The 20,824-nt window shown below is 61.0% G+C and carries 19 protein-coding genes; 8 read left to right on the plus strand and 11 right to left on the minus strand.

Going from position 1 to position 20,824, the window contains the following annotated elements:
* Positions 1 to 48: 48 nt before the first annotated feature.
* Together M1D88_RS13995 and M1D88_RS14000 are read right to left on the minus strand one after the other, a co-directional pair.
* Positions 49 to 1,362: an AAA family ATPase gene (locus M1D88_RS13995; RefSeq protein ID WP_458111410.1), complete on the minus strand. Its 1,314-nt coding sequence runs from the start codon at positions 1,360 to 1,362 to the stop codon at positions 49 to 51.
* Positions 1,359 to 2,003, minus strand: a complete 645-nt coding sequence (locus tag M1D88_RS14000; protein ID WP_458111411.1) for a hypothetical protein — start codon at positions 2,001 to 2,003, stop codon at positions 1,359 to 1,361. The genes M1D88_RS13995 and M1D88_RS14000 overlap by 4 nt, the downstream gene beginning before the upstream one ends.
* A gap of 159 nt (positions 2,004 to 2,162) precedes the next feature.
* Between M1D88_RS14000 and M1D88_RS14005 the strand changes: the two genes are divergently transcribed.
* On the plus strand, positions 2,163 to 2,378 hold the full coding sequence (locus M1D88_RS14005) for a helix-turn-helix domain-containing protein (RefSeq protein ID WP_458111412.1): 216 nt from the start codon (positions 2,163 to 2,165) through the stop codon (positions 2,376 to 2,378).
* A 10-nt stretch (positions 2,379 to 2,388) separates the two neighbouring features.
* Here M1D88_RS14005 and M1D88_RS14010 read toward each other — a convergent pair whose 3' ends face one another.
* Entirely contained in the window at positions 2,389 to 3,000 is a 612-nt protein-coding gene (locus M1D88_RS14010; protein ID WP_458111413.1) for a hypothetical protein, read from the minus strand.
* Positions 3,001 to 3,158: 158 nt separating this feature from the next.
* On the opposite strand from M1D88_RS14010, the gene M1D88_RS14015 reads away from it, so the two are divergent.
* Positions 3,159 to 3,863 (plus strand): LysM peptidoglycan-binding domain-containing protein, encoded by a 705-nt coding sequence (locus M1D88_RS14015; RefSeq protein ID WP_458111414.1) that lies wholly within the window; start codon positions 3,159 to 3,161, stop codon positions 3,861 to 3,863.
* A gap of 38 nt (positions 3,864 to 3,901) precedes the next feature.
* Entirely contained in the window at positions 3,902 to 4,417 is a 516-nt protein-coding gene (locus M1D88_RS14020) for an Rv3235 family protein (RefSeq protein ID WP_458111415.1), read from the plus strand.
* A 17-nt stretch (positions 4,418 to 4,434) separates the two neighbouring features.
* On the opposite strand, the gene secA is transcribed toward M1D88_RS14020, so the two are convergent.
* From secA to M1D88_RS14060, 8 genes are all read right to left on the minus strand, one after another.
* Complete coding sequence (gene secA / locus M1D88_RS14025; protein ID WP_458111416.1) at positions 4,435 to 7,173, minus strand: preprotein translocase subunit SecA; 2,739 nt, start codon at positions 7,171 to 7,173, stop codon at positions 4,435 to 4,437.
* Between the two features lie 42 nt (positions 7,174 to 7,215).
* Positions 7,216 to 8,490: a winged helix-turn-helix domain-containing protein gene (locus M1D88_RS14030; protein ID WP_458111417.1), complete on the minus strand. Its 1,275-nt coding sequence runs from the start codon at positions 8,488 to 8,490 to the stop codon at positions 7,216 to 7,218.
* A 32-nt stretch (positions 8,491 to 8,522) separates the two neighbouring features.
* On the minus strand, positions 8,523 to 9,248 hold the full coding sequence (hpf, locus tag M1D88_RS14035; protein ID WP_458111418.1) for a ribosome hibernation-promoting factor, HPF/YfiA family: 726 nt from the start codon (positions 9,246 to 9,248) through the stop codon (positions 8,523 to 8,525).
* Positions 9,249 to 9,391: 143 nt separating this feature from the next.
* Positions 9,392 to 10,336 carry a ComF family protein gene (locus M1D88_RS14040; RefSeq protein WP_458111419.1) on the minus strand — a complete coding sequence of 315 codons (945 nt, stop codon included), beginning with the start codon at positions 10,334 to 10,336 and terminating at the stop codon, positions 9,392 to 9,394.
* A 117-nt stretch (positions 10,337 to 10,453) separates the two neighbouring features.
* The gene (locus M1D88_RS14045; RefSeq protein WP_458114530.1) at positions 10,454 to 12,184 is read right to left on the minus strand and encodes an LpqB family beta-propeller domain-containing protein; all 1,731 of its coding nucleotides are present in this window, start codon (positions 12,182 to 12,184) and stop codon (positions 10,454 to 10,456) included.
* The gene (gene mtrB, locus M1D88_RS14050; protein WP_458114531.1) at positions 12,177 to 13,979 is read right to left on the minus strand and encodes an MtrAB system histidine kinase MtrB; all 1,803 of its coding nucleotides are present in this window, start codon (positions 13,977 to 13,979) and stop codon (positions 12,177 to 12,179) included. Before mtrB ends, M1D88_RS14045 begins: the two co-directional genes overlap by 8 nt.
* A gap of 151 nt (positions 13,980 to 14,130) precedes the next feature.
* Positions 14,131 to 14,805 carry an MtrAB system response regulator MtrA gene (gene mtrA, locus M1D88_RS14055; RefSeq protein WP_458111420.1) on the minus strand — a complete coding sequence of 225 codons (675 nt, stop codon included), beginning with the start codon at positions 14,803 to 14,805 and terminating at the stop codon, positions 14,131 to 14,133.
* A 319-nt stretch (positions 14,806 to 15,124) separates the two neighbouring features.
* On the minus strand, positions 15,125 to 15,409 hold the full coding sequence (locus tag M1D88_RS14060) for a hypothetical protein (RefSeq protein ID WP_458111421.1): 285 nt from the start codon (positions 15,407 to 15,409) through the stop codon (positions 15,125 to 15,127).
* Here M1D88_RS14060 and M1D88_RS14065 point away from each other — a divergent pair.
* The 5 genes from M1D88_RS14065 to M1D88_RS14085 are packed head-to-tail and all read left to right on the plus strand — an operon-like array spanning position 15,394 to position 20,792.
* Positions 15,394 to 16,467 carry a DUF7847 domain-containing protein gene (locus M1D88_RS14065; protein ID WP_458111422.1) on the plus strand — a complete coding sequence of 358 codons (1,074 nt, stop codon included), beginning with the start codon at positions 15,394 to 15,396 and terminating at the stop codon, positions 16,465 to 16,467. The two genes, M1D88_RS14060 and M1D88_RS14065, sit on opposite strands and share 16 nt — an antisense overlap.
* Positions 16,464 to 17,168, plus strand: a complete 705-nt coding sequence (locus M1D88_RS14070; RefSeq protein WP_458111423.1) for a DUF4129 domain-containing protein — start codon at positions 16,464 to 16,466, stop codon at positions 17,166 to 17,168. The genes M1D88_RS14065 and M1D88_RS14070 overlap by 4 nt, the downstream gene beginning before the upstream one ends.
* Positions 17,165 to 18,430: a DUF4350 domain-containing protein gene (locus M1D88_RS14075; protein WP_458111424.1), complete on the plus strand. Its 1,266-nt coding sequence runs from the start codon at positions 17,165 to 17,167 to the stop codon at positions 18,428 to 18,430. The genes M1D88_RS14070 and M1D88_RS14075 overlap by 4 nt, the downstream gene beginning before the upstream one ends.
* Positions 18,427 to 19,494, plus strand: a complete 1,068-nt coding sequence (locus tag M1D88_RS14080; protein WP_458111425.1) for an AAA family ATPase — start codon at positions 18,427 to 18,429, stop codon at positions 19,492 to 19,494. Before M1D88_RS14075 ends, M1D88_RS14080 begins: the two co-directional genes overlap by 4 nt.
* A 5-nt stretch (positions 19,495 to 19,499) precedes the next feature.
* Complete coding sequence (locus tag M1D88_RS14085; RefSeq protein ID WP_458111426.1) at positions 19,500 to 20,792, plus strand: DUF58 domain-containing protein; 1,293 nt, start codon at positions 19,500 to 19,502, stop codon at positions 20,790 to 20,792.
* Positions 20,793 to 20,824 lie beyond the last annotated feature (32 nt).

The raw sequence follows: 20,824 nt of genomic DNA on the forward strand, positions 1-20,824 counted from the left end.
CCTCCATCAGAAGTTCGCGGCTGCACCTTTGCAGCCCTCAAGGTGAGCCTAATCCTTAACTCTGCGCCTTGCTGTGGAAGTAAATACAGACGAACGGCGTTTTCCCTGGACTGGTGCACAAACCAATTCAGCAATGGAGCGGCGAAGTGCCGAGTCCGGGGCAGCTTCGAGCAGCAAGGCCCCCGAAAGGAGCGCTGCATCTCCGGCTCCGGGATCAGCAGGAAGAAACGCTTCTATCCGAAGGGACGGGCCGTATCTGTCCCAGGCTTCCCGCAGTTGGCGCTCCGGAGACCTGCCAACCACTGAGGCTCTCACTTTGTTCAGAACCACTTTCGGCGATGCATGCGGCACGGCCTGCTCGAGGTCAGATAACGCGCGCACCAACCGGGGTACTCCAACGGGGTCCGCGGCTCCTACCGCAAAGACAGTATCTGCGAGTTCAAGGCTGCGCAGGGTGGCCGCGTTCCGCCTGGGAGCCACCGTGTCAAAGCTGAGTTCTTCATCGGCCTCCAGACAGAACCCCGCATCAACGACGATGACGTCGGCAATCTCCCTGGACTTCTCAAGCACCAAGGAGAGGGCAGCGGCGCGCAACTCCGTCCATCGGTCAGCCCGGGTAATTCCGGTGAGAACGCGGAACGTGCCGCCCTTCGTGACTACCCGAGTGGCAACCCGAAGCAGGGCATCGGCGTCGAGGATGCCTTGGTCAGCCAGTCGGCACGCCTGTGCGAGCCCCGCCGTTTCGTCAAGCAATCCCAGCATGGCTGCGACGCTGGCGCCATAGCTGTCGGCGTCGACCAGCAGGACAGACTTACCCTCAGCCGCCAACTCTCCGGCGATGTTGATGGCGACAAGAGTCCGCCCAGGTGACCCGGCAGGACCCCAAACAGCAATGATCTGCCCTGTTCCCGACGCTGGAGGGACATCGGCGCCGTCGTCCAGTCTGATTCGGTTGGAGGCGCCGGGATCAGACATCCCGCTGTCTTGCTTGAAAGGGGGAACGGATCCACTCCCGGACAAAAGAGCCACCGCTTCCGAGATCTTTGCTGCCAGGGCCACCGGGTCCAGATCCGGCGCGGCACAGATCACTCCCATTCCACGCAGTCTGGTCATCTCTCCTGGAATGTCAGTCAAGGCAACTATTGCCACTCCCACAGCCCGGAGGCGGTCAACCAACGAGGCTGCAAGCTCCTCGCTTCCTCCTGCCACCACAGCGGCCCTTGCCAGCCCGCCCTGGCATGCTGCCAACAGTTCTGTCAGCTCTGAGCACCGCCTGACGACGGATACCGGACCATGCAGCCGCTCCAGGCCTCCGACCAGGTCTTCCTGGGCATCACCTACTGTTACGACCGGGATGCTCATTTGCCCACACCGCCCGGGTTCCACACAACTGAGATCTTTGCCTTGTTTGCCTGTGAACCCAAGAGCTTGGGCATCTGATCGTCACTGACCAGCACCATCAGGACGGTGGATCGGGAGGATCCAAGGGCAGTGGACCCTGGCGTCACCTGCGAGATTTCAGCGCCGGGCAGCAGCATCGAGGGCTCGCTGAAGCCATTGCGCGTATCGGGCTGCGCCACCCAGACATCAACCCTCGAACCGGCCAGCGCCTGCTCAGGAAGCGGTTCATCGATGGTTATGGCAACTGGTTTTCGATCGAGCTCATCCGGCTTCCCGAGGCTCGCCTTGGGCAGGAGCTGGTCCTTGCCGATCCTCTGAACAGCCACAAGCCCATCGGGAAGTCCGGCCTCGCCCGAGATGTAGAGCTCCTCCAACTGGCCCAGACGCACCTTAGCCCGGGCAGTGTTGTCCGCGGTCAGTCTCTCCCCGACGGCGATAGCCTCCCGCGCCACGTAGACATCAGTAGTCTGGTCGGCTGCACCCACCAGCGAAACGACTCCGACCACAGATGCAAGCACCAGCAGCAATCCGACGAGTAGCCGGGGATCCTTCCACGACGGTTTCTTCAGTCGTGCTCCCGCGGATGTTGTGCTCCCACTCATGCCGCCCCTTCCCCCTTTAGTCGCTACCGGATTGGTGGATCATGCGCCAGACACCCCTCATTGTCATTGCAAAGAAGCAGATCTGAAAGTCACAGCGTCAAACTGCATCAAACTGTGGATAACGCATGCTCTTCACCACATCGATGGCAAAATGGGTATATGCCCAGATTCCTGACGCTTGCAGACGTTGCCGAACAGCTACAGATCAATTCCCCGGCGGCCTACGCCCTCGTGCGCAGCGGTGAACTAAAGGCAATCCAGGTTGGTGGCCGAGGTCAATGGCGCGTCGAGGAAAAGATGCTGGAGCAGTACATAGAGGAGCGGTACGCCGAGGCAAGCCGGATGATCCAGGAGTCAAAGTCAAAGACGGTTTGATTCCTGCCGCTCAGGTCACCGCCTGAAGGGACCTGATGGCACTTAATGCCGTGAAGGGAACGGCCGCCATCTCGATGACATTTGCTGCACGCCTTGCTTCCCCGGGCGCGGTCACGGCGAAGTCCACGTAATCCCTGCCCACGCGGTCAATAACCCCGTGAAGTGTTGTTTCGCCTTGGGATCCGCCAGCCAACGTCAGTGCAAGATGCGAACGATCCCGGGAAAGCGCCCTGAGCGCACTTCCCAAATCAGGCCTCTGCCGCACTAGTGATGGTTCCGCGACAGCATGCCGCGCCAGGCCACTGCAGCGGCCAATTGCCGCGTAGGGAACAAGCACCTGATGCTGCTGTTCATTCAGAACCAGCAACTGGCTGCCGGCGTGGCCCAGCAACCCGCTAAGCGTGGATCCGGACAGCAAATGAACCGTAACCCTGAGGTTGATTGAAGCCCGGAGCCGGTCAGCGATGCCCACTCCTGCCACGTCAATGCGTACGCGCTCAGCAATTTCGGACTCCCGCTGAAGACGGTTCTCGGCAGAGAACTGCGCTTCCATGTCTTCGAACAGTGCATCCCAACGCATGCCGTCAGCGTAGGTGTCCAGGGTCAGCTGGTCAATTTCCAAAAAATCCAAGAGGAAAATGACTGGACAAAACAATATCGCCTGCCTCAGACTGATCGAACGAGCCTAAACTAGGTCAAACTGCATCAAACGACACCAAACACGAGGTAGGGCGCACAATGAGATCCACGGATCATAGATCTCTCAGTTCGGATGCAGCCTTGGCAGTTCTGATTTTGCTGCTCGGCGTATTCCTTGCTGCCACAGGGGAAGCCCTGACCGGCCGCTGGCAACGCTCCGCCGCGCGGAACCAGTCGATGGGCTTTGACGACATGCTGGGGTTCGGTGCCAACATTCTTGGTTTGGTCTTGGTTTTGTGGTGGGTACTTTCGGCGGTGATCGCCTTTGTAACAGCTGTCCTGGAGCATGCAGGGAGCCGTCGGGCGGCGGCCGTCACGGGTAGTTTCACTCCCCGCTACATGCGCAGGTTGGCACTGGCCGCCTTGGGCCTTCAGCTGGTGACCGCGCCCCTTGCGAACGCCGACAGTTCCTCCGGTTCAGCCTGGACCCCCGGCGCGGGGACTTCGGTATCAGCGGCATGGAAGGCGGAGCACTCAGACGACAAGCTCATACAGCCGTTGAATCCCCGCTGGCAGCCCAGTAAGCCGGCAGTGGACCCGGGCCTGATCGCAGGAACTCCACTTCGGGCTGTTCACCAGGTGCCAGGGAGCGGGACTGCGGCGGTAACGGTCGTGGAAGGCGATTCCCTCTGGACCATTGTTGCCAGCCATCTTGGTCCACTGGCCTCCGACGTCGACATCGCCCAGGAATGGCCGCTCTGGTATCGGGCCAATCGTACCGTCATAGGCGAAAACCCTGACGTGCTGAAACCCGGGCAACTGCTTACACCTCCCGGCGCGGCCTGATCGGCGCCCGCCAATCCGCCATCTATTGAAGGATCATAATGAGTGCAGTAACGGTAGTTCGGAGCAAGCAGGAACCAGTATCCAATACGGACGCGGCTGTTCACAGATTCCCTGCAGTCATCACCCCTGCGAGCCAACCCCCTTCAGGGCTGAAGCCCCCCGCGGAATCGATGAACAATCCCGTGAGGAGCCTAAGGGCGGCCACAGACCATCGCGAGGTCTGCGCCATTGCGCGGGGGACGGTCCAGGCTGCCATAGAAGTTCTCGCCGGCACTCGTCCTGTCCACCAATTGGCTCGACGCCTGGACCAACAGTGCCTGGCGGCCCTTCAACATCGGGCAGCCCTCATTCGCCTTAACAGGCAGAGCCTTTCCCCGTCCGCCTCCGGTGTGTACCGAAATCCTGCCGTGCGCTCCGTGCGCGCCTCAGAAGTGACGGCTGATATCTACGAAGCCAGCGCCGTCGTAGTGGATGAGACGCGGGCACGTGCGGTGGCGTTACGGCTGGAACGGAACAACAAGGTATGGCGGATCACGGTTTTGGAAATCGGCTGATTTCCCTGACTGTCAGGTCAGCGGCGCTTCTTCTTGTTGTTCCGTCTTCCGACATCCTGCGCTGCAGCTTTCGCGGGGTTGCCTGAACGGCCGGTCGACTTGGTCTCCATGCGGGTCTGGCTGGAGCCGTCTTCGCTCGGCGCCGTGTACTGAAGTTGGGCGGGTTTCTCCGGAGCCTGGAGGCCAGCTGCCTTGATCTGCGGAGTGTGGTGCTCCGTATGCTCTCCTTCGGCATCGGCGACGACGACATCTTCGGCGGGCGTCACTTCGACCTCAAGGTTGAACAGGAATCCAATGCTTTCTTCCCGGATGGCTTCCATCATGGCCTGGAACATGATGAACCCCTCGCGCTGGTACTCAACGAGCGGATCACGCTGGGCCATCGCCCGGAGGCCAATGCCCTCCTTGAGATAGTCCATCTCGTAGAGGTGTTCCTGCCATTTGCGGCCAATCACCGAAAGGACAACCCTGCGCTCAAGTTCGCGCATGCTCTCTGACCCGATGGATTCTTCTCGTGCCTGGTAGACCAGGCGGGCATCGGAAAGGATCTCCTCGCGGAGGAATTCTGCTGTGATGCGTGACTTCCCGCCGGCTTCATCGATGATGTCGTGAGGCGTGACGCTGACGGGATAGAGAGTCTTGAGGTTGGTCCACAACTGGTTGAAGTCCCAGTCGTCCCCGTTCCCCTCAGCGGTAGCTTCGTCGATGAAGGAGTTGATGGTGTCTTCGAGGAAGTACTGCACCTTTTCGTGGAGGTCGTCCCCCTCGAGGATCCGACGCCGGTCGCCATAGATCGCTTCACGCTGGCGGTTGAGGACGTCGTCGTACTTAAGCACGTTCTTGCGCTGCTCGGCGTTGCGGCCCTCCACCTGGCCCTGGGCCGAGGCGATGGCACGGGATACCAGCTTGGATTCAAGGGCGACGTCATCTGGGACAGAACTGTTCATCAGACGCTCCGCTGCACCGGAGTTGAACAGTCGCATGAGGTCATCTGTCAGGGACAGGTAGAAGCGTGACTCGCCGGGGTCTCCCTGGCGGCCGGAGCGGCCGCGCAACTGGTTATCGATCCTTCGCGATTCGTGGCGCTCCGTGCCCAGCACATAGAGGCCACCGAGGTTCAAAACCTCTTCGTGCTCGTCCTTGACGGCCTGCTTGGCAGCTTCGAAGGCAGCCGGCCACGCAGATTCGTATTCCTCTGAGTTTTCCTCGGGGTCCAGTCCCTTTTTGGCGAGTTCGGCCACTGCCGTGAATTCGGCGTTGCCGCCAAGCATGATGTCAGTACCACGACCGGCCATGTTGGTAGCCACAGTGACGGCACCCTTGCGTCCGGCCTGGGCAACAATGGCGGCCTCGCGGGCATGGTTCTTTGCGTTCAGAACCTCATGCCTGATGCCCTCCTTGGCAAGGAGACGCGAAAGGTACTCGCTCTTTTCGACGCTGGTGGTGCCTACCAGGATCGGCTGCCCCTTTTCGTGGCGTTCAGCGATGTCCTTGACGACAGCGTCGAACTTCACCGTCTCGTTCTTGTAGACGAGGTCGGACTGGTCGATCCGCTGCATATCCCGGTTGGTCGGAATGGCAACGACCCCGAGCTTGTAGGTGCCCATGAATTCCGCGGCTTCGGTTTCGGCCGTACCCGTCATGCCGGAGAGCTTGCCGTACATACGGAAGTAGTTCTGCAGCGTCACCGTGGCCAAGGTCTGGTTCTCGGCCTTGATTTCGACGCCTTCCTTGGCTTCGATGGCCTGGTGCATGCCCTCGTTGTAGCGGCGTCCGGCAAGGATGCGGCCGGTGTGTTCGTCAACGATCAGGACTTCGCCGTCGAGAATGACGTAGTCCTTGTCCCGCTTGAAGAGTTCTTTGGCCTTGATTGCGTTGTTGAGGAAGCCGATCAGCGGAGTGTTGGCAGATTCGTAGAGGTTCTGGATCCCGAGGTAGTCTTCGACCTTCTCGATGCCTGCCTCAAGAACACCGACGGTGCGCTTCTTTTCGTCCACCTCATAGTCCCGTTCGGGCTGGAGGCGCATCACTACCTTGGCGAACTCGCTGTACCAGCGGTTCGTATCGCCCTGCGCCGGGCCCGAAATGATGAGCGGGGTACGGGCCTCGTCGATGAGGATGGAGTCGACCTCATCGACGATAGCGAAGTTGTGGCCGCGCTGGACCAGTTCTGACTGGTCCCACGCCATGTTGTCGCGCAGGTAGTCGAAGCCGAATTCGTTATTGGTGCCGTAGGTGATGTCAGCGGCGTACTGCTCACGGCGGACGGAGGGATCCTGATTCGAGAGGATGCAGCCGCTGGTCAAGCCCAGGAAGCGGTAGACGCGGCCCATCAGGTCCGACTGGTATTCGGCCAGGTAGTCGTTGACCGTGACGACGTGGACGCCCTTGCCGGTCAATGCGTTCAGGTAGGCCGGAGCTGTGGCCACGAGGGTCTTGCCTTCACCGGTTTTCATTTCGGCGATGTTGCCCAGGTGCAGCGCAGCCCCACCCATGAGCTGCACATCGAAGTGGCGCAGGCCGAGGGTTCGGGACGACGCTTCGCGTACGGCGGCGAAAGCTTCGGGGAGGAGCTCATCCAGCTTCTCACCGTCCTGGTGACGCTCCCGGAGACGGTCGGTTTCTTCCCGCAGTTCAGCATCCGTGAAGGTTTTGAATGAGTCTTCCAGGGCATTAATGGAATCGGCATAGTTCCGCAGTTGCCTCAGGGTTTTTTTGTCACCCGTACGGAGAAGTTTTTCGATAAGTGATGCCACGTGAAGTTGCTCCCAGTCTCAAGCTGCCGAATTCTGGCGTGTTCAGTCTACGTGAGAGACACTGGCCGCGCCGTTAGTGTTCCCTGAGAGCTGATACCCAGTCCGGGGCAGGGCCATTTCATCCGCCAAGGCAGGTCCCAGATCCCCTATCGGGAAGACGACCACCTCATCCAGTTCCAGCCAATCGGCCATAAGCCTCAGCTCCTCGGCAAGCTCCACAGCAGTGTCATCAGGCGCATTCGGCTCTGCATAAGCCGCTCTCGCCAGAAGTCTTCCCGTTAGGCGGTCTGCCTTCAGGTCAACCCGGGCCACGATTCCCTCGCGAAGCAGGAACGGCAGGACGTAGTACCCGAACCTCCTCTTGGCCTCGGGAGTATAAATTTCAATCCTGTAGTGGAATCCGAACAACGCCTCCAGCCGCTTACGCTCAAACACAAGCGAGTCGAAGGGGCTCAGGAGCGCCCGGCCCGTTGCAGCGCGTGGAAGCTTTGCCTCGGCATGCCTGTACAGGGGTTTATCCCACCCTTCAACCCGGATAGGTTGCAGACGTCCTTGCTCCACAAGACGCTCCACTGATGCAGCCCCGGCGCGCAATGGTGTTCGGAAGTAGTCGGCGAAACAGCGTACTGTTCCAATGCCGTGAGCCCTCGCTGCAGCTTCTATGAGTCGGTCCATTGCGGAATCCGGGTCTCGATCAGCCGGCGGTTCAACGGTTGCGGCCGGCAGGATCTTTGAAGCCAGGGTGTAGCGGCGTTCAAATTGTTCTGTCCGGGACGCAGCCGAGACCACGCCTTCCTCAAACAGGTGCTCAAGAACCCTCTTGACCGCGTTCCAGTTCCATCCCCAATTGTCCTGGCGACGGTCCTCCACATGGCCGATCCGGGCTGTCAGTTCAGCGGCTGTCAGGGGCTTACCCTTCGAAAGCACCCCCAGCACCTGGTTCGCCACGTCCTCACGAAGTATGGGATCCATGCCGCCGGCGCCTACCCATTTCCGGTTCTGCCAGAGTACGAGGTCGTGGAAGTGATCAGGCAGGATGAAGCAGGCTTCATGCGCCCAGTACTCCATCATCCGGCGGGGATGCGTTCCGGCCATACGCTGCAGTATTTTCCGGTCATAGTTTCCGAGCCGGGAGAAAAAAGGGAGAAAGTGGCTACGGGCCAGGACGTTGACAGAATCTATCTGCACCAGATGCAGGCGGGCAAAGGTACGGCCCACCGCCCGTGATGTCACGGGGCCGGCGGGCCGTCCCTTATCCAATTGCTGCGCTGCAAGTGCAATCCGCCTGGCCTGGATCAGGCTCAGCGATGCACTCACATCAGTCCTTTCGTTGGATGGTCTCCTCCAGCTTAGGCGTTCGCTGCCTGATCGTCGGAGCGGTAAGCGATGATTTTGTCCTCAAGCAGGGTTTCACCCGGCTCGCAGAACTGATCCAGGGTGATAACGCCATAAGTCCAGCCACGACGCCGGTAGACGACGGAGGGGGCGTTGGTCGCCTTATCCACAAAGAGATAGAAGTCATGGCCGACAAGCTCCATATTGTCGACAGCGTCGTCGAGACTCAGGGACGCCGCAGGGAAGACCTTGCGCCTGATCAGCACAGGCGAATCACCGGCCGGAATATCGTTGTCGACGTCGTACGGCGACTTTTCCGCGGTGGGCGCGACAGGGGGCTTGCGGCTGCTGGTGTCCGCGTAGAGCGGCCCGCTGGGGCTGGCAGGCTCGAGTGCTGCTGTAGCTTCCCGGACAGCCTTGGGCGTGTGCCGTCCGTGATGGACCTTCTTCCGGTCCTTTGCCCTCCGCAACCGTTCAAGGAGTTTGTTGTAGGCCAAGTCAAAAGCAGCGAATTTGTCGGCCGCACTGGCTTCAGCGCGGATTACGGGGCCGCGTCCCAGAACTGTGACTTCAACTGTGAGCTGATCGCCGGTCTGCCGCGTACCGGTCTCTTTCGAAACCTTTGCGTCTACCCTCTGGACCTTGTCCCCCAGCGACTCAATCTTTGAAATCTTCTCGCCGGCATATTCGCGGAAGCGGTCTGAAACCGTCAAATTCCGTCCGCTGATCATGAACTCCATGGTGCCCTCCAAATGACTTCGGTGACACGACGGCGGCACTTGCGGGGCCGATCTGATTGACAGTCGAGCCCCCCTTTCGAGCCGCTATCGACAGGTACAACTGATCTTGGTACCCACAACCGACGTTAGTTCATAGCCACCCGTTATTCATCTTTTCGCCGTTTATTTTTTTCTAAGTCCTTGTGGTCATCACTGCCCCGCCGGACCTCGTGAACCACCCCGCCGGCGTCCGGCGCACGCGTCGCGGAAAGGACCACTGCGCCCACTACGATGCCCCCGGCGGCACGCAGCGCCTGCGCGGCTTCGGCCAGTGTTGCACCTGTTGTGAGGACGTCGTCGACAATGATGCACGGTTGCCCCCGGATCAGCCGCCGGCGCATGGTCCGGGACGTCATCGAGCCTCTCACGCGCCGCGCACGCTGCCCCCTGCCCAAGCCTTTTTGCCCGCTGTGATTCACCACCCCGGAGAGCGCGAGGATTCCGCCAGGCGCCATCCTTCCCCCATTGAGCCGGCTGGTTTTTCTCAGGGCGTCGACGACAACAAAGCCTGCAAGCTCCCGGTGCAGCCACAGATTGTGCAGCAGAAGATGTACAGGGCTGAACCCGCGCTTCCTGTAAGCAGCCGCACTGCTCGGTACCGGCACGAGCCTCACGTCGTTGCCTTCGCCCAGGCGCGCACGGATGGCCCGGCCCAGGCCTTTGGCGAGGGCGTTTCCCAACTGATACTGGCCGTGTCTCTTGAAGGTGAGGATGGCCTGGGCCATCTCCTCCCGATAAACGGCAGCTGCCACTACCGGCAAAATGACCGAGCCGTCAACGTCCATCAGCGCAGGGGCCTGGCCTTCAGCTCTGAAAGGCTTGCGGGTGAGCCGCTGGATCTGCCGCTCGCATGCAGCACATAGGGAACTGTCTTCAGCACCGCAGCAGACACAGTCAACCGGGGATATGAGAGCCAGAAGTTCCGCGAAAGAAACAGCCAGTGTATCGCTCCACCTCCACAGCCTCTTGGAATAACTGCCCCGATGCTTCGCGGCCATCGTGACGGAGGGCGCCAGATCGGGATCGGCGCGGACAATACGGGGCTTCATTCTCCCAGTGTTCTTCGCTACGGGATCGGGCGACAGGGAGAGCTGTTCCAATGTGGACAACGCGGCATGGGAAAACCCTGGCAGCTGCCGTCCGTGACACGTCCGGTTCTGCTGAATTCAGCCGGGGAAGGACGGGTCCACTGGCCCCTTCAGCTGTGGTGACCAGCCGTTGCCGAGTCGTTGGAAGATGCCTTCCGAAGACTGGCCAAAGATCTCTTCGGGCCCGTTCCCTGCACTGATGGCAGTCAGTCCCGGCCACGGCGCAAGCTGCTGCGGGGGTGAGGACGTCAACGAGAGCAGTTCGGGCGAGACACTGTCATTTGCATTCGCGGCTGTCTTCATGACTGCCACCGTGGTGTCATCCACCCAGACCCCTTGATCCGCTTCCTTTGACGCGACCAGGGTAATCGGTGCGGTCAGGTCACGGGGAGTCCCGTCTGCGTTACGGACGATGCCCGTTATCTGAACCCGTGATTTTCCGTTCTGCTCCGAAATTACCAGGGCGCGCACGCCTTCACGGGACACCCTGAACTCCTTCACATTCCTGCCGGCCAGCCAGGACGGCGCCAGGGAAACCGTCGGAACCGCGCCTCCTTCGGCAACATTGACCGGCCGGAATGCCACCACTTCTGTGGAGCCGTTGGCACCAGGGCCGGCAGTCCACACCCAGTCGCTCCGTCCGAAGGATGGATGCGTCAGCGTGCTGCGGGTGGTCAGTGCCCTGGCCGGTTGTCCTGGAAGGATGGAATACAACGTGGTTCTTCCCCCGTTGAGGAAGGCTGCTGTCTGGGATACCGGCGATTCTGCAGGTGATCGGGGCCCCAGCCCACTGACGGACTGCATATCGGGCAGTGGCGAGACCCTGTTGTTTTCATAGCGAACAAGCTCATTGCCGTTGACGGCTATCTGGCGGGAAGGAACGTTCACGTCACGTATCGGCGGAAGGACGGATCCGTTGTCTTCGACCCGCACCAGATCCTGATCCGCCCGCAATTCCACATTGATGACATCGGGTTGGGTGCGGAACGTCAGCGCCAACTGGGTCTGCATCCGCAACCTGTCCTCAGGCGAAGACTCCCTTAGTTCCTTGGCGGTCAGGTCGACTTGAGCTGCGCCGGAAACGACGGGCACAGACTCCCGGGCGAGCCGCATTCCAGACGGAAACGCGCTCACCACTGCTCCACGGAGGTACGGGGCCGGGCCCGCCAAGAGCGCGCTGGTCATGGCCTTAACCGTCTTCTTCTTGATGAACCAACGCACGTCCGGAACCGCGTAAGTAAAGCTGTGGTCATAGAAGTAGATGGGGTAAGGGCCGTAGATGATCCTGAAATTCTCTTCAGGAATAGCCGTACCATCCGGTATGGCAGAAACACGCCAGTTGCCGTCGACCTGTGTCAGCGTCGCTGGAATGTTCTCCTTGGTTCCCTCAGGAAGAGCTGTGGCCACACCGTCGGCGTCTACTGTGTAGGACAAGTCAAGCTCGTAGTTGTAGACATTTTCAACGGCCGTCTTGACTACTCTGGCCGACCGGAAGACGAGAGTCCGCTGGTCTGGTTTCCACGAGACGGCCGATGCCTGTGTGAGGAACTGGCGGGCTACAGCGTAATCGGACTCGTAGCCACTGCCGGCACTGTAGAAGCCCTCCAGGATGGATTCCGGGCTGGCACCCTCAAGAGGCCCCTGAGGAAAAAACACGGGAGCGTCAGGATTGCCGGCGCTTTCATCTGTGCTTTTTCCTACTGGACCGGACCGGGGAATTTGCGCGCAGGCAGTGACGAACAGCAGCAGCAAGACAGTCAGTGAGGCCACTATGGGATGGATAACCCGGCGCCGGGGGCTCTCAGTGATCACGAGTGTCCTCCCGGCTGCTTTCTTCAGGGACTCCCTGTCCGGGGGCCTCCAATGCAGCCGCGGTGCTCGCCGAGGCAGCAGAGTTGAGTATCAGAGTGGAGCGATCGCTGGCACGCACGGAAAGCTCGACGTCGGCCGGCTCCAGCTGAAGGGGCGATTTGGCAATCGCTTCGCCCTGCCGGAGAGGAAGCGTCAACCTGAAGTTAGACCCTGCTCCCTTGTTGCCCCACGCTTGAAGCCAGCCGTCGTGCAGCTTTGTGTCTTCGGCTGCGATTGACAGCCCCAATCCGCTGCCGCCAGTTGTGCGTGCCCGCGCCGGGTCGGCTCGCCAAAATCTGTCGAAGACCCGTGCTGCCTCCGTTGGAGTCATTCCAATTCCATGGTCCCGTACCGCGATTGCGACCGCGGACTCATTAGCCGCAACGGAAATGTGAATAGGTTTTCCTTCACCGTGTTCGAGCGCGTTAAGGACAAGGTTACGAAGTATCCGGTCGATCCGGCGAGCGTCCATCTCCACGACGATGCTTTTTTCCCGGCAGATGACCACGATCTCGGACCCGTATTCTGCGGCAACGGGTGTCACCCCATCCAACACGTGGGTGACGAGTGACAAGATATCAGTTGGCTCGGCGTCGAGCCTTGCCACTCCGGCATCAAAGCGCGAGATTTCCAGCAGGTCCGCCAGCAGTGATTGGAATCGTTCCACCTGATTGTAAAGAAGCTCAGCGGATCTCTTGTTGATGGGGTCAAAGTCGTGGCGGGCGTCGTAGAGGACTTCAGCAGCCATCCGGACAGTGGTCAAAGGTGTACGAAGTTCGTGGGACACGTCTGATACGAATCTTTGCTGCATTTGCGAAAGCGTCGCCAGCTGGGTGATCTGCTCCTGGAGGCTGGCCGCCATGTGGTTGAAGGACGCGCCGAGGCGTGCGACTTCGTCCTCGCCTTTGACCACCATCCGCTCCTGGAGTTGGCCGGCGGCCAGCTTTTCGGATACGAGGGCGGCATGACTGACCGGGCTGACCACATTCCTCGTAACGTACCAGGCGATGGCACCAATCATCAGAACCAGGACGGCGCCGCCTGCCCACAGTACGTTTTGGATCTCATCGAGAGTCTTTTGCGCCGAATTAAGGTCGTAGATCAGGTACAGCTCGTAGGCAGTACCGTTGAAAGTCACCAGGTTTCCGACCGCAATGCCTGGCCGGTCCTCGGTACCGACCGGAAACTCCATCGAGGCCCAGAACTGCTCTTTTCCGGACTCCTGCACCGCCCTTCGAAGTTCCGGAGGAATGACGTTTATGGTCAGCTGGTCTGATGCCCGCGATTCCACCCACCGGTTTCGGGGCTTGGTCTGCTCCGGCTTTGCTTCAAAGACGTAGCGCCTCTGAATCACGTTGCCACGGCCCTCGACGGCATTCAGCGTGTCGTAGACGAGTGTGATGACGCTGGACTGATTGGTGACCTGCGCGCCGTCGAACGTTTCCTGGACCTGCTTGACGTTGTACAGGGTTTCTGATTCTGCCTGGGTCAGCCGTTCCTGGAACAGATTGTTCGCAATCTGATTGGACAAATAAGCACCCACAACGGCAAAGGAGCTGATCGACAGCAGCAACGTGGTGAGGACCGTCCGCAGTTGCAGGGAACGACGCCACCGTCGGCGCAGGGAGCGAAGCAGGAACCGGATCCCGGGCAAGGCCCGGCTTACCCCGGTCCGAACGAGCCTCAGAACGCGCAGTACTACTATTTGCGCCCGCCGCCCCCAGAGCCTGGCCCGGAAGGACAGCCCAGGCACATTTGCCAACGCATCTGTATGTTCGGGACCATGCTCATGCACCGGCGACCTGTCGGTCTCCGGCAAAGGAGTTGGTTTGGTGGAGCTGGGCGCGGCGTTTTCAGCCGATGGCGACTGGGGATCCGTCTCGCCGGAGCGTCCTTTGGGAGGCTCAGGAACCTGCTTTATAGCCGACACCACGGACCGTCATTACTACTTCGGGGGCTTCAGGGTCACGCTCAATCTTTGACCTCAACCGCTGGACATGGACGTTGACCAGACGCGTGTCCGCCGCATGGCGATAGCCCCACACCTGTTCAAGAAGGAGTTCACGGGTAAAGACCTGCCAAGGTTTGCGGGCCAGGGCCACCAGCAGATCAAACTCCAAAGGAGTCAGTGAGATCCGTTCGCTGCCGCGGCTTACCAGGTGACCCGCGACGTCGATGGTTATATCAGCGATGCGCAAAGTCTCGGGGGCCTTCTGGTCCCCCGGACGCAAGCGGGCCCGCACCCGTGCCACGAGTTCAGCGGGTTTGAAGGGTTTAGGCACGTAGTCATCAGCCCCTGATTCCAGCCCACGGACCACGTCAGAGGTATCGGATTTAGCCGTTAGCATCACAATCGGAACGTCGGATTCACCCCGGATCTGACGGCATACCTCGATGCCATCAACTCCAGGAAGCATGAGATCGAGCAGCACGAGGTCCGGCTTGGAGGAGCGGAAAATTTCCAGGGCCTGACCGCCGTCTGCACAAAAAACCGGCTCGAAGCCGTCATTGCGCAGCACAATGCCAATCATCTCGGCCAACGCCTCGTCATCGTCCACTACCAGAATGCGTGCCTTCATAGTTACATATTCCCTTATTGTATTGGCTTTGTCCTGTTGGGGGGCAGGGTCGGCATGGCGCGGTGCGTTGATGTATCTGCCCCTGCTTCTTTTGAACGGCGGGACTCCCATACTTATTTGAGCTCTCAGCTCGGTCTGGGTGCTATGACGCTGCCCGCCGGAACTATAGGCTGGGGACAGGCCGGGTCTGGCCGGATGACCTTGACCTGGAACCGGGACCTGGACCTTGGATGGTGCGGTGCCCGGGGACGCGGCCGCTTGGGGAGGAACAGCTTGTCTGAAGAGGAACAGAGTGCTCCGGCACCGCGGGAGCAGCATCCTAAGGGAAACGAGCCCGGGTGGGGATCACAGCCTCAATGGGGTCTGCCGGCATGGCAACAGGGGCAGCAACCGTGGGCAGCGCCACAAGGGCCCCCACAACAGGGGCAGCAACCCTGGCCCTCACAACAGGGGCAGCAACCGTGGCAGCAAAGTCCACAGCCCGGACAACCGTGGGCTGGACAGCCCTGGCCCTCGGAGCAAGGCCAGCAACCATGGCCCGCACAACCAGGACCATATGGCTCCCCGGCTGGTCCTTACGGGAGGCCGATGTACGTTGCGCCACCGAAGCCGGGCGTGGCGCCCCTCCGGCCCCTGATGTTCGGGGAAATCCTAGACGGTTCCTTTCAGACAGTGCGCCGGAACCCGCAGGCAATGTTCGGTGCGGCCCTCCTGGGACAGTCCCTCACCATCCTTGCCGCTGCGATCCTGGGCATTTTGGGCCTGGCCTCGCTGCAAGAAGAATCCATGGCTGGATGGATGGCAGGGAGGAACGAATCTGAGCTGGTCGGCATGATGGTGGGCATCGTCGGCGGCGGCCTGCTGCTGCTCCTGTTGAGCGTCTTCCTCAGCGCGGTCCTTCAGGGCGTCATGGTAGTCCCGGTGGCGAGGGCGCTGCTCAACAGGCGCACCACGTTCCGCCAGATGTGGGCCTTGGCGAAAGGACGCGTGGGCGCCCTGATCGGGCTGTCCGCGCTCCTCCTCGTCGGTTTTCTGGGCGCGTTTGCTCTCCTGGTGATCCTTGCCATTCTGCTGGCAGAGACGATGGGTGGCGTATCGGCAGCGATTTCAATCCCCCTGTTCCTTGGACTCATAGTTGCCATGGTCTGGGTTTATATCCGCTTTCTGGTCGCTCCCGCCGCCATTGTGATTGAGGAACTCGGTGTCCTGGGCGGACTCAGCCGTTCCTGGCAACTGACCCGCAATAACTGGTGGCGGATCCTGGGCATCTGGCTGGTGATCTACATTCTGATCAGCATCGTCTCACAGATAGTCACAATGCCATTGGCCCTTATTTCCGGTGGCACTGGATTCCTTACGCCACATGCGCGCGCTGAAGAAACTGCTGCAGCCGGCGTAGGCTTCCTCATTGCATCGACGATTGTGTCCGGCTTGGTAGCGGCAGTGGGATATGCCTTCCAGACGTCAGTCATGGCATTGCTCTACTTGGACCTCCGAATGCGAAAAGACGGACTGGACCTGGTGCTGATCCGTTCACTGGAAACGGGTGAGGACCCTGATGGCGTGCCAGGACGTGGGGCACCGGTCTACACAGCGGGCCGGCCTGGTTACCCAGGAGCCTGGCCGCAATCTCCTGGCGGCACTCCCCCGATGTACGGATGATGCTTATGGCCGGTACACACCTGGCTGCAGCGCCCCCTTCGCATAGTCGCGCCCAGGCAAAACCACCGGTGCTTCCCGATGGGGATGAAGCACGCCGGTGGGCAGTGGAGGAACTGTCCAAGCCCAAGTACGGGGAAGCAACTCCAAGTTGGCTGGAGGACGCCTGGCGGAATTTCCTGCGCTGGTTGGACTCACTGGGCAGCAGTGACAGCAGCGACACGGGAGCGCTTCCCATTATCACCGTCGCAGCAGTCATAGTGATTGCTGTGGCGATCGTCATGATTCGTCCTCGCCTGAACGCCCGCAGGAAGAACAGCAGCAAGGCAATTTTCGACGTCGACCCTTCCGTCAGCCCTGAGACCTACCGGGGAAGGGCAGCTGCTGCAGCCGCCAACGCTGACTGGGGAACGGCCGTCGTCGAGCAATTCCGTGCAGTGGTGCGCTCGGCCGAAGAAAGGACCATCATCGACCCTCTGCCTGGTCGAACAGCCGACGAGGTTGCCGCAAGTCTCGGAGCGGCCTTCAGCCCCATGGTGTGGCGGCTCGAGCGGGCAGCAAACGTCTTCGATGCTGTCCGCTATGGACACGCACCTGTGGACCAACAGGACTTTGCCGACATGATGGAGCTGGACGAATCTATCGCTGGCCTCCAACCGGACTTCAAGGGCTCAGCCTCATACACGCTGGCGCGTCCCCTGTGAGCCTCGATCTTAGGGGCGGCTCGTCCGATTCCCCGGCGTCGGCTTCCCCGGCTTCTGAACAGCAGGCAAGCAACCTTTCCGATACCTCTGCCCCTCGACGGGCGGAAGTCATCAGAAGCCGCCTGCGTCGTCATCGGGGCTTCATTCTGATCAGCCTCGTGATCATTGCAGCCATGGTGTTGACCATCGTGACCCAACTCTCGCCAAAAGAGGACGTTGCTGTCCTTTCCACCCGGAACGCCGCCCCTCACGGGGGGATGGCGGCAGCAGGGATCCTTGAGGACCACGGTGTGGCTGTCCAGCAGACCGATTCGTTCCAATCCACGCTTTCGGTGTTGGATCGTTCCGCTGACAGCGGCGACGGTGGCACTACCGTCCTGCTCTACGATCCCAACGGCTTCCTCGAAGAAGACCGGTTGCGGGAGCTCCTGGACTCCTCAGACCGCCTGGTTGTGGTTACCCCTCATTTTCAAACATTGCGCGGCCTGGGTGGTGAAATCCGACAGGCCGGGGTTGCACCCGAAGCGCTGGATACTGTGGAGCCTGGTTGCGATGCAGTCGATCCCCAGGCCGCAGGCGCTATCTCCACCGAATCCGCTTTCCTGTACACCGGCCATAATGGCGGCTGGACATGCTACCGTGCGGCCGAAGCCGACGGCGGGATCTATGCCACAACCGCGGACGAGCGGCTCGTTGTGCTGGGGAGCACCGGGATTATCAGCAATAACCTGCTTGATGAGCACGGCAATGCTGCCCTGGTGTTGCGAACGCTGGGGGCCGGTGGCACGCTCGTTTGGTATCTTCCCGGCGCCTCAGATTTCTCACCCTCAGACTCGCCGCCAACGCTCAATGAACTGGCTCCGGAATGGGTGGCTTTCCTTGGTCCGTGGCTGGCTCTGGTAGCCCTTCTTTCCATGTTCTGGCGGGGACGGCGCCAGGGACCGCTGGTAACGGAACCCCTTCCGGTGGTGGTGAAGGCTGCCGAAACAGCAGAGGGCCGCGCCCGTCTTTACCATGATGCCCGGGCAGTGGACAGGGCCTCGGAAAGCCTCCGTGCCGGGACGTTGGTACGGCTGGCCAAATCCCTCAGGCTGGGTGCGGATGCAGAACCGGATGACGTCGTCGAGGCCGCAGCGCGCAAACTGGGACGGAACCCGGAAACGGTGTCTGAAACCCTGAACGGCCAACCGCGTACCGAACGCCAACTGGTGCACTGGGCACAACAACTTCAAGGATTAGAGAAAGAGGTAATCGAGCAATGAGTGAGCAGCGTGCGGAGTATCCCGCCAGCGGTATGACCGGAGCGTCACAGACAGTTGCACCTTGGCCTTCCGGACAGCATGTGCCTCCCCGGGATGAGGAGCAGGCTCGTCGGGGCGATCCCGTTCGGCAGTCGTTGCTCGATGTACGGCATGAAGTAGCCAAGGCCGTGGTGGGTCAGGACTCCACCGTCACCGGCATGCTGATTGCGCTTTTGTCGCGCGGCCATGTGTTGCTTGAGGGCGTTCCCGGCGTGGCAAAAACGCTGTTGGTCCGCACGTTGTCTGCAGCCTTGAACCTCGATACGAAGCGTATCCAGTTCACGCCCGACCTCATGCCCGGTGACGTTACGGGATCCCTGGTGTACGACGCCCATTCATCTGAATTCACCTTCAGGGAAGGGCCCGTCTTCACCAATATCCTGCTGGCTGATGAAATCAACAGGACACCTCCCAAAACCCAGGCGTCGCTGCTGGAGGCCATGGAGGAACGCCAGGTATCAGTGGATGGGGTCTCACGCCAACTTCCCGCACCGTTTATTGTTGCCGCGACGCAGAACCCCGTGGAGTACGAAGGCACCTATCCCCTGCCTGAAGCCCAGCTCGACCGGTTCCTGCTGAAACTCACCATGCCCCTTCCCGGACGTGACGATGAGATAGAGGTCATCCGGCGGCACGCTGCCGGCTTCGATCCGAAGAACCTGGCTGCTGCCGGCGTGCGGGCCGTCGCGGGGATTGAGGAGCTGGAACTTGCGCGGCGAGCCGTCGCAGAGGTGACTGTTGCGCCGGAAGTCCTCGCTTACGTGGTGGACATCGTCCGTGCAACGAGGTCCGCCCCGTCCTTCCAACTGGGCGTATCCCCTCGAGGCGCGACTGCCCTGTTGAGCACGTCCCGCGCCTGGGCGTGGCTCTCGGGACGGCACTTCGTCACGCCCGACGACGTCAAGGCTCTTGCCCTCCCTTGCCTGCGGCACAGGGTCGCGCTCCGGCCGGAAGCGCAAATGGATGGAGTCCACGTTGACGGGGTGCTGGGCAGCATCCTGGCTTCCGTGCCAGTTCCCCGCTGATCCTCATGGCAATTTCCGGACGTTTTGTTCTCCTGGCTTTGCTGGGCGTTGTACCCGTGCTCATGTTTCCCGAGTGGGGAACGGTCTTACTGGTGTGCCTGGTACTGTGCGCACTCCTCGTGTTGGACCTGGTGGCCGCAGCATCCCTGCGCACCATCTCGCTCGAACGTTCGCGCTCCGGCAGCGTCACGCTCCGTATGGGCACAGACTCCACACTCACCATCACTAATTCCGGCCGACGCCGTCTCCGCGCCAGCGTGCGTGATGCATGGCAACCTTCCGCAGGAGCCCAAAACCCGGTTCAGCGACTGGACATACCGTCCGGAGAACGGCGTCGGATGACCGTAAGGCTGCAGCCCACGAGGCGCGGGGACCTGAAAGCGGACAATGTCACCATACGGTCGTTCGGGCCGCTGGGAGTGGCTGCCAGGCAAAGAACGCTCCCCTGCCCAGGTTCGCTTCGGGTGCTTCCGCCGTTTCACTCCCGCCGGCACCTGCCCTCCAAACTGAGAAAACTTCGGGAACTTGACGGCAAGGCCGCAGTGCAGATCCGGGGCGCAGGAACGGAATTTGACTCCCTTCGGGACTATGTACGCGGCGACGATGTGCGCTCCATCGACTGGCGTGCAACAGCGCGGCGATCCGCCGTCGTCGTGCGCACATGGCGCCCCGAAAGGGATCGTCGTGTTGTCATCATGCTCGACACGTCACGGACTGCAGCGGCGCGAATCGAGGATGAGCCGCGCCTGGATACCGGGATCGAAGCAGCACTCCTGTTGGCGGTCCTAGCGGAACGGGGCGGCGACCGGGTGGACTTCTTCGCCTTCAACCGGAGAGTCAGGGGAAGGGCGGGGTCCGCGTCCAGGGGCAATCTTCTGGAACAGCTGGTCCAAGCCATGGCGCCGCTGGATGCGGAACTCATCGAACTGGACTGGAGCCAAATTCCGGGCCAGGTCCGGGCGGTGTCGGCGCACCGATCCATGGTGGTGCTCCTGACGGCGCTCGACGGCGGTGCACCTGAAGAAGGGCTGCTGCCCATGGCCGCCCAGCTCATGCAGCAGCATGTTGTGGTGGTTGCCTCCGTGCGGGACCCCATGCTGAGTGAGATGCAGGAAGAACGTACGACGGCGGCCCACGTCTTCCGCGCCGCTGCCGCCGAACGCGCGCTTTTGGAAAGGGAGGCCGTGGCGAACCAACTCCGCCACCTGGGTGTGGAGGTGGTGGATGCTGAACCGCACCAACTGCCGCCTGCCTTAGCCGATATGTACATCAGGCTCAAAGCAGCAGGACGGCTTTAGCCCGGCATCGTAAAGCCAGGCGTGAAATTGAA

The sequence above is a fragment of the Arthrobacter sp. R1-13 genome, from assembly GCF_054161475.1.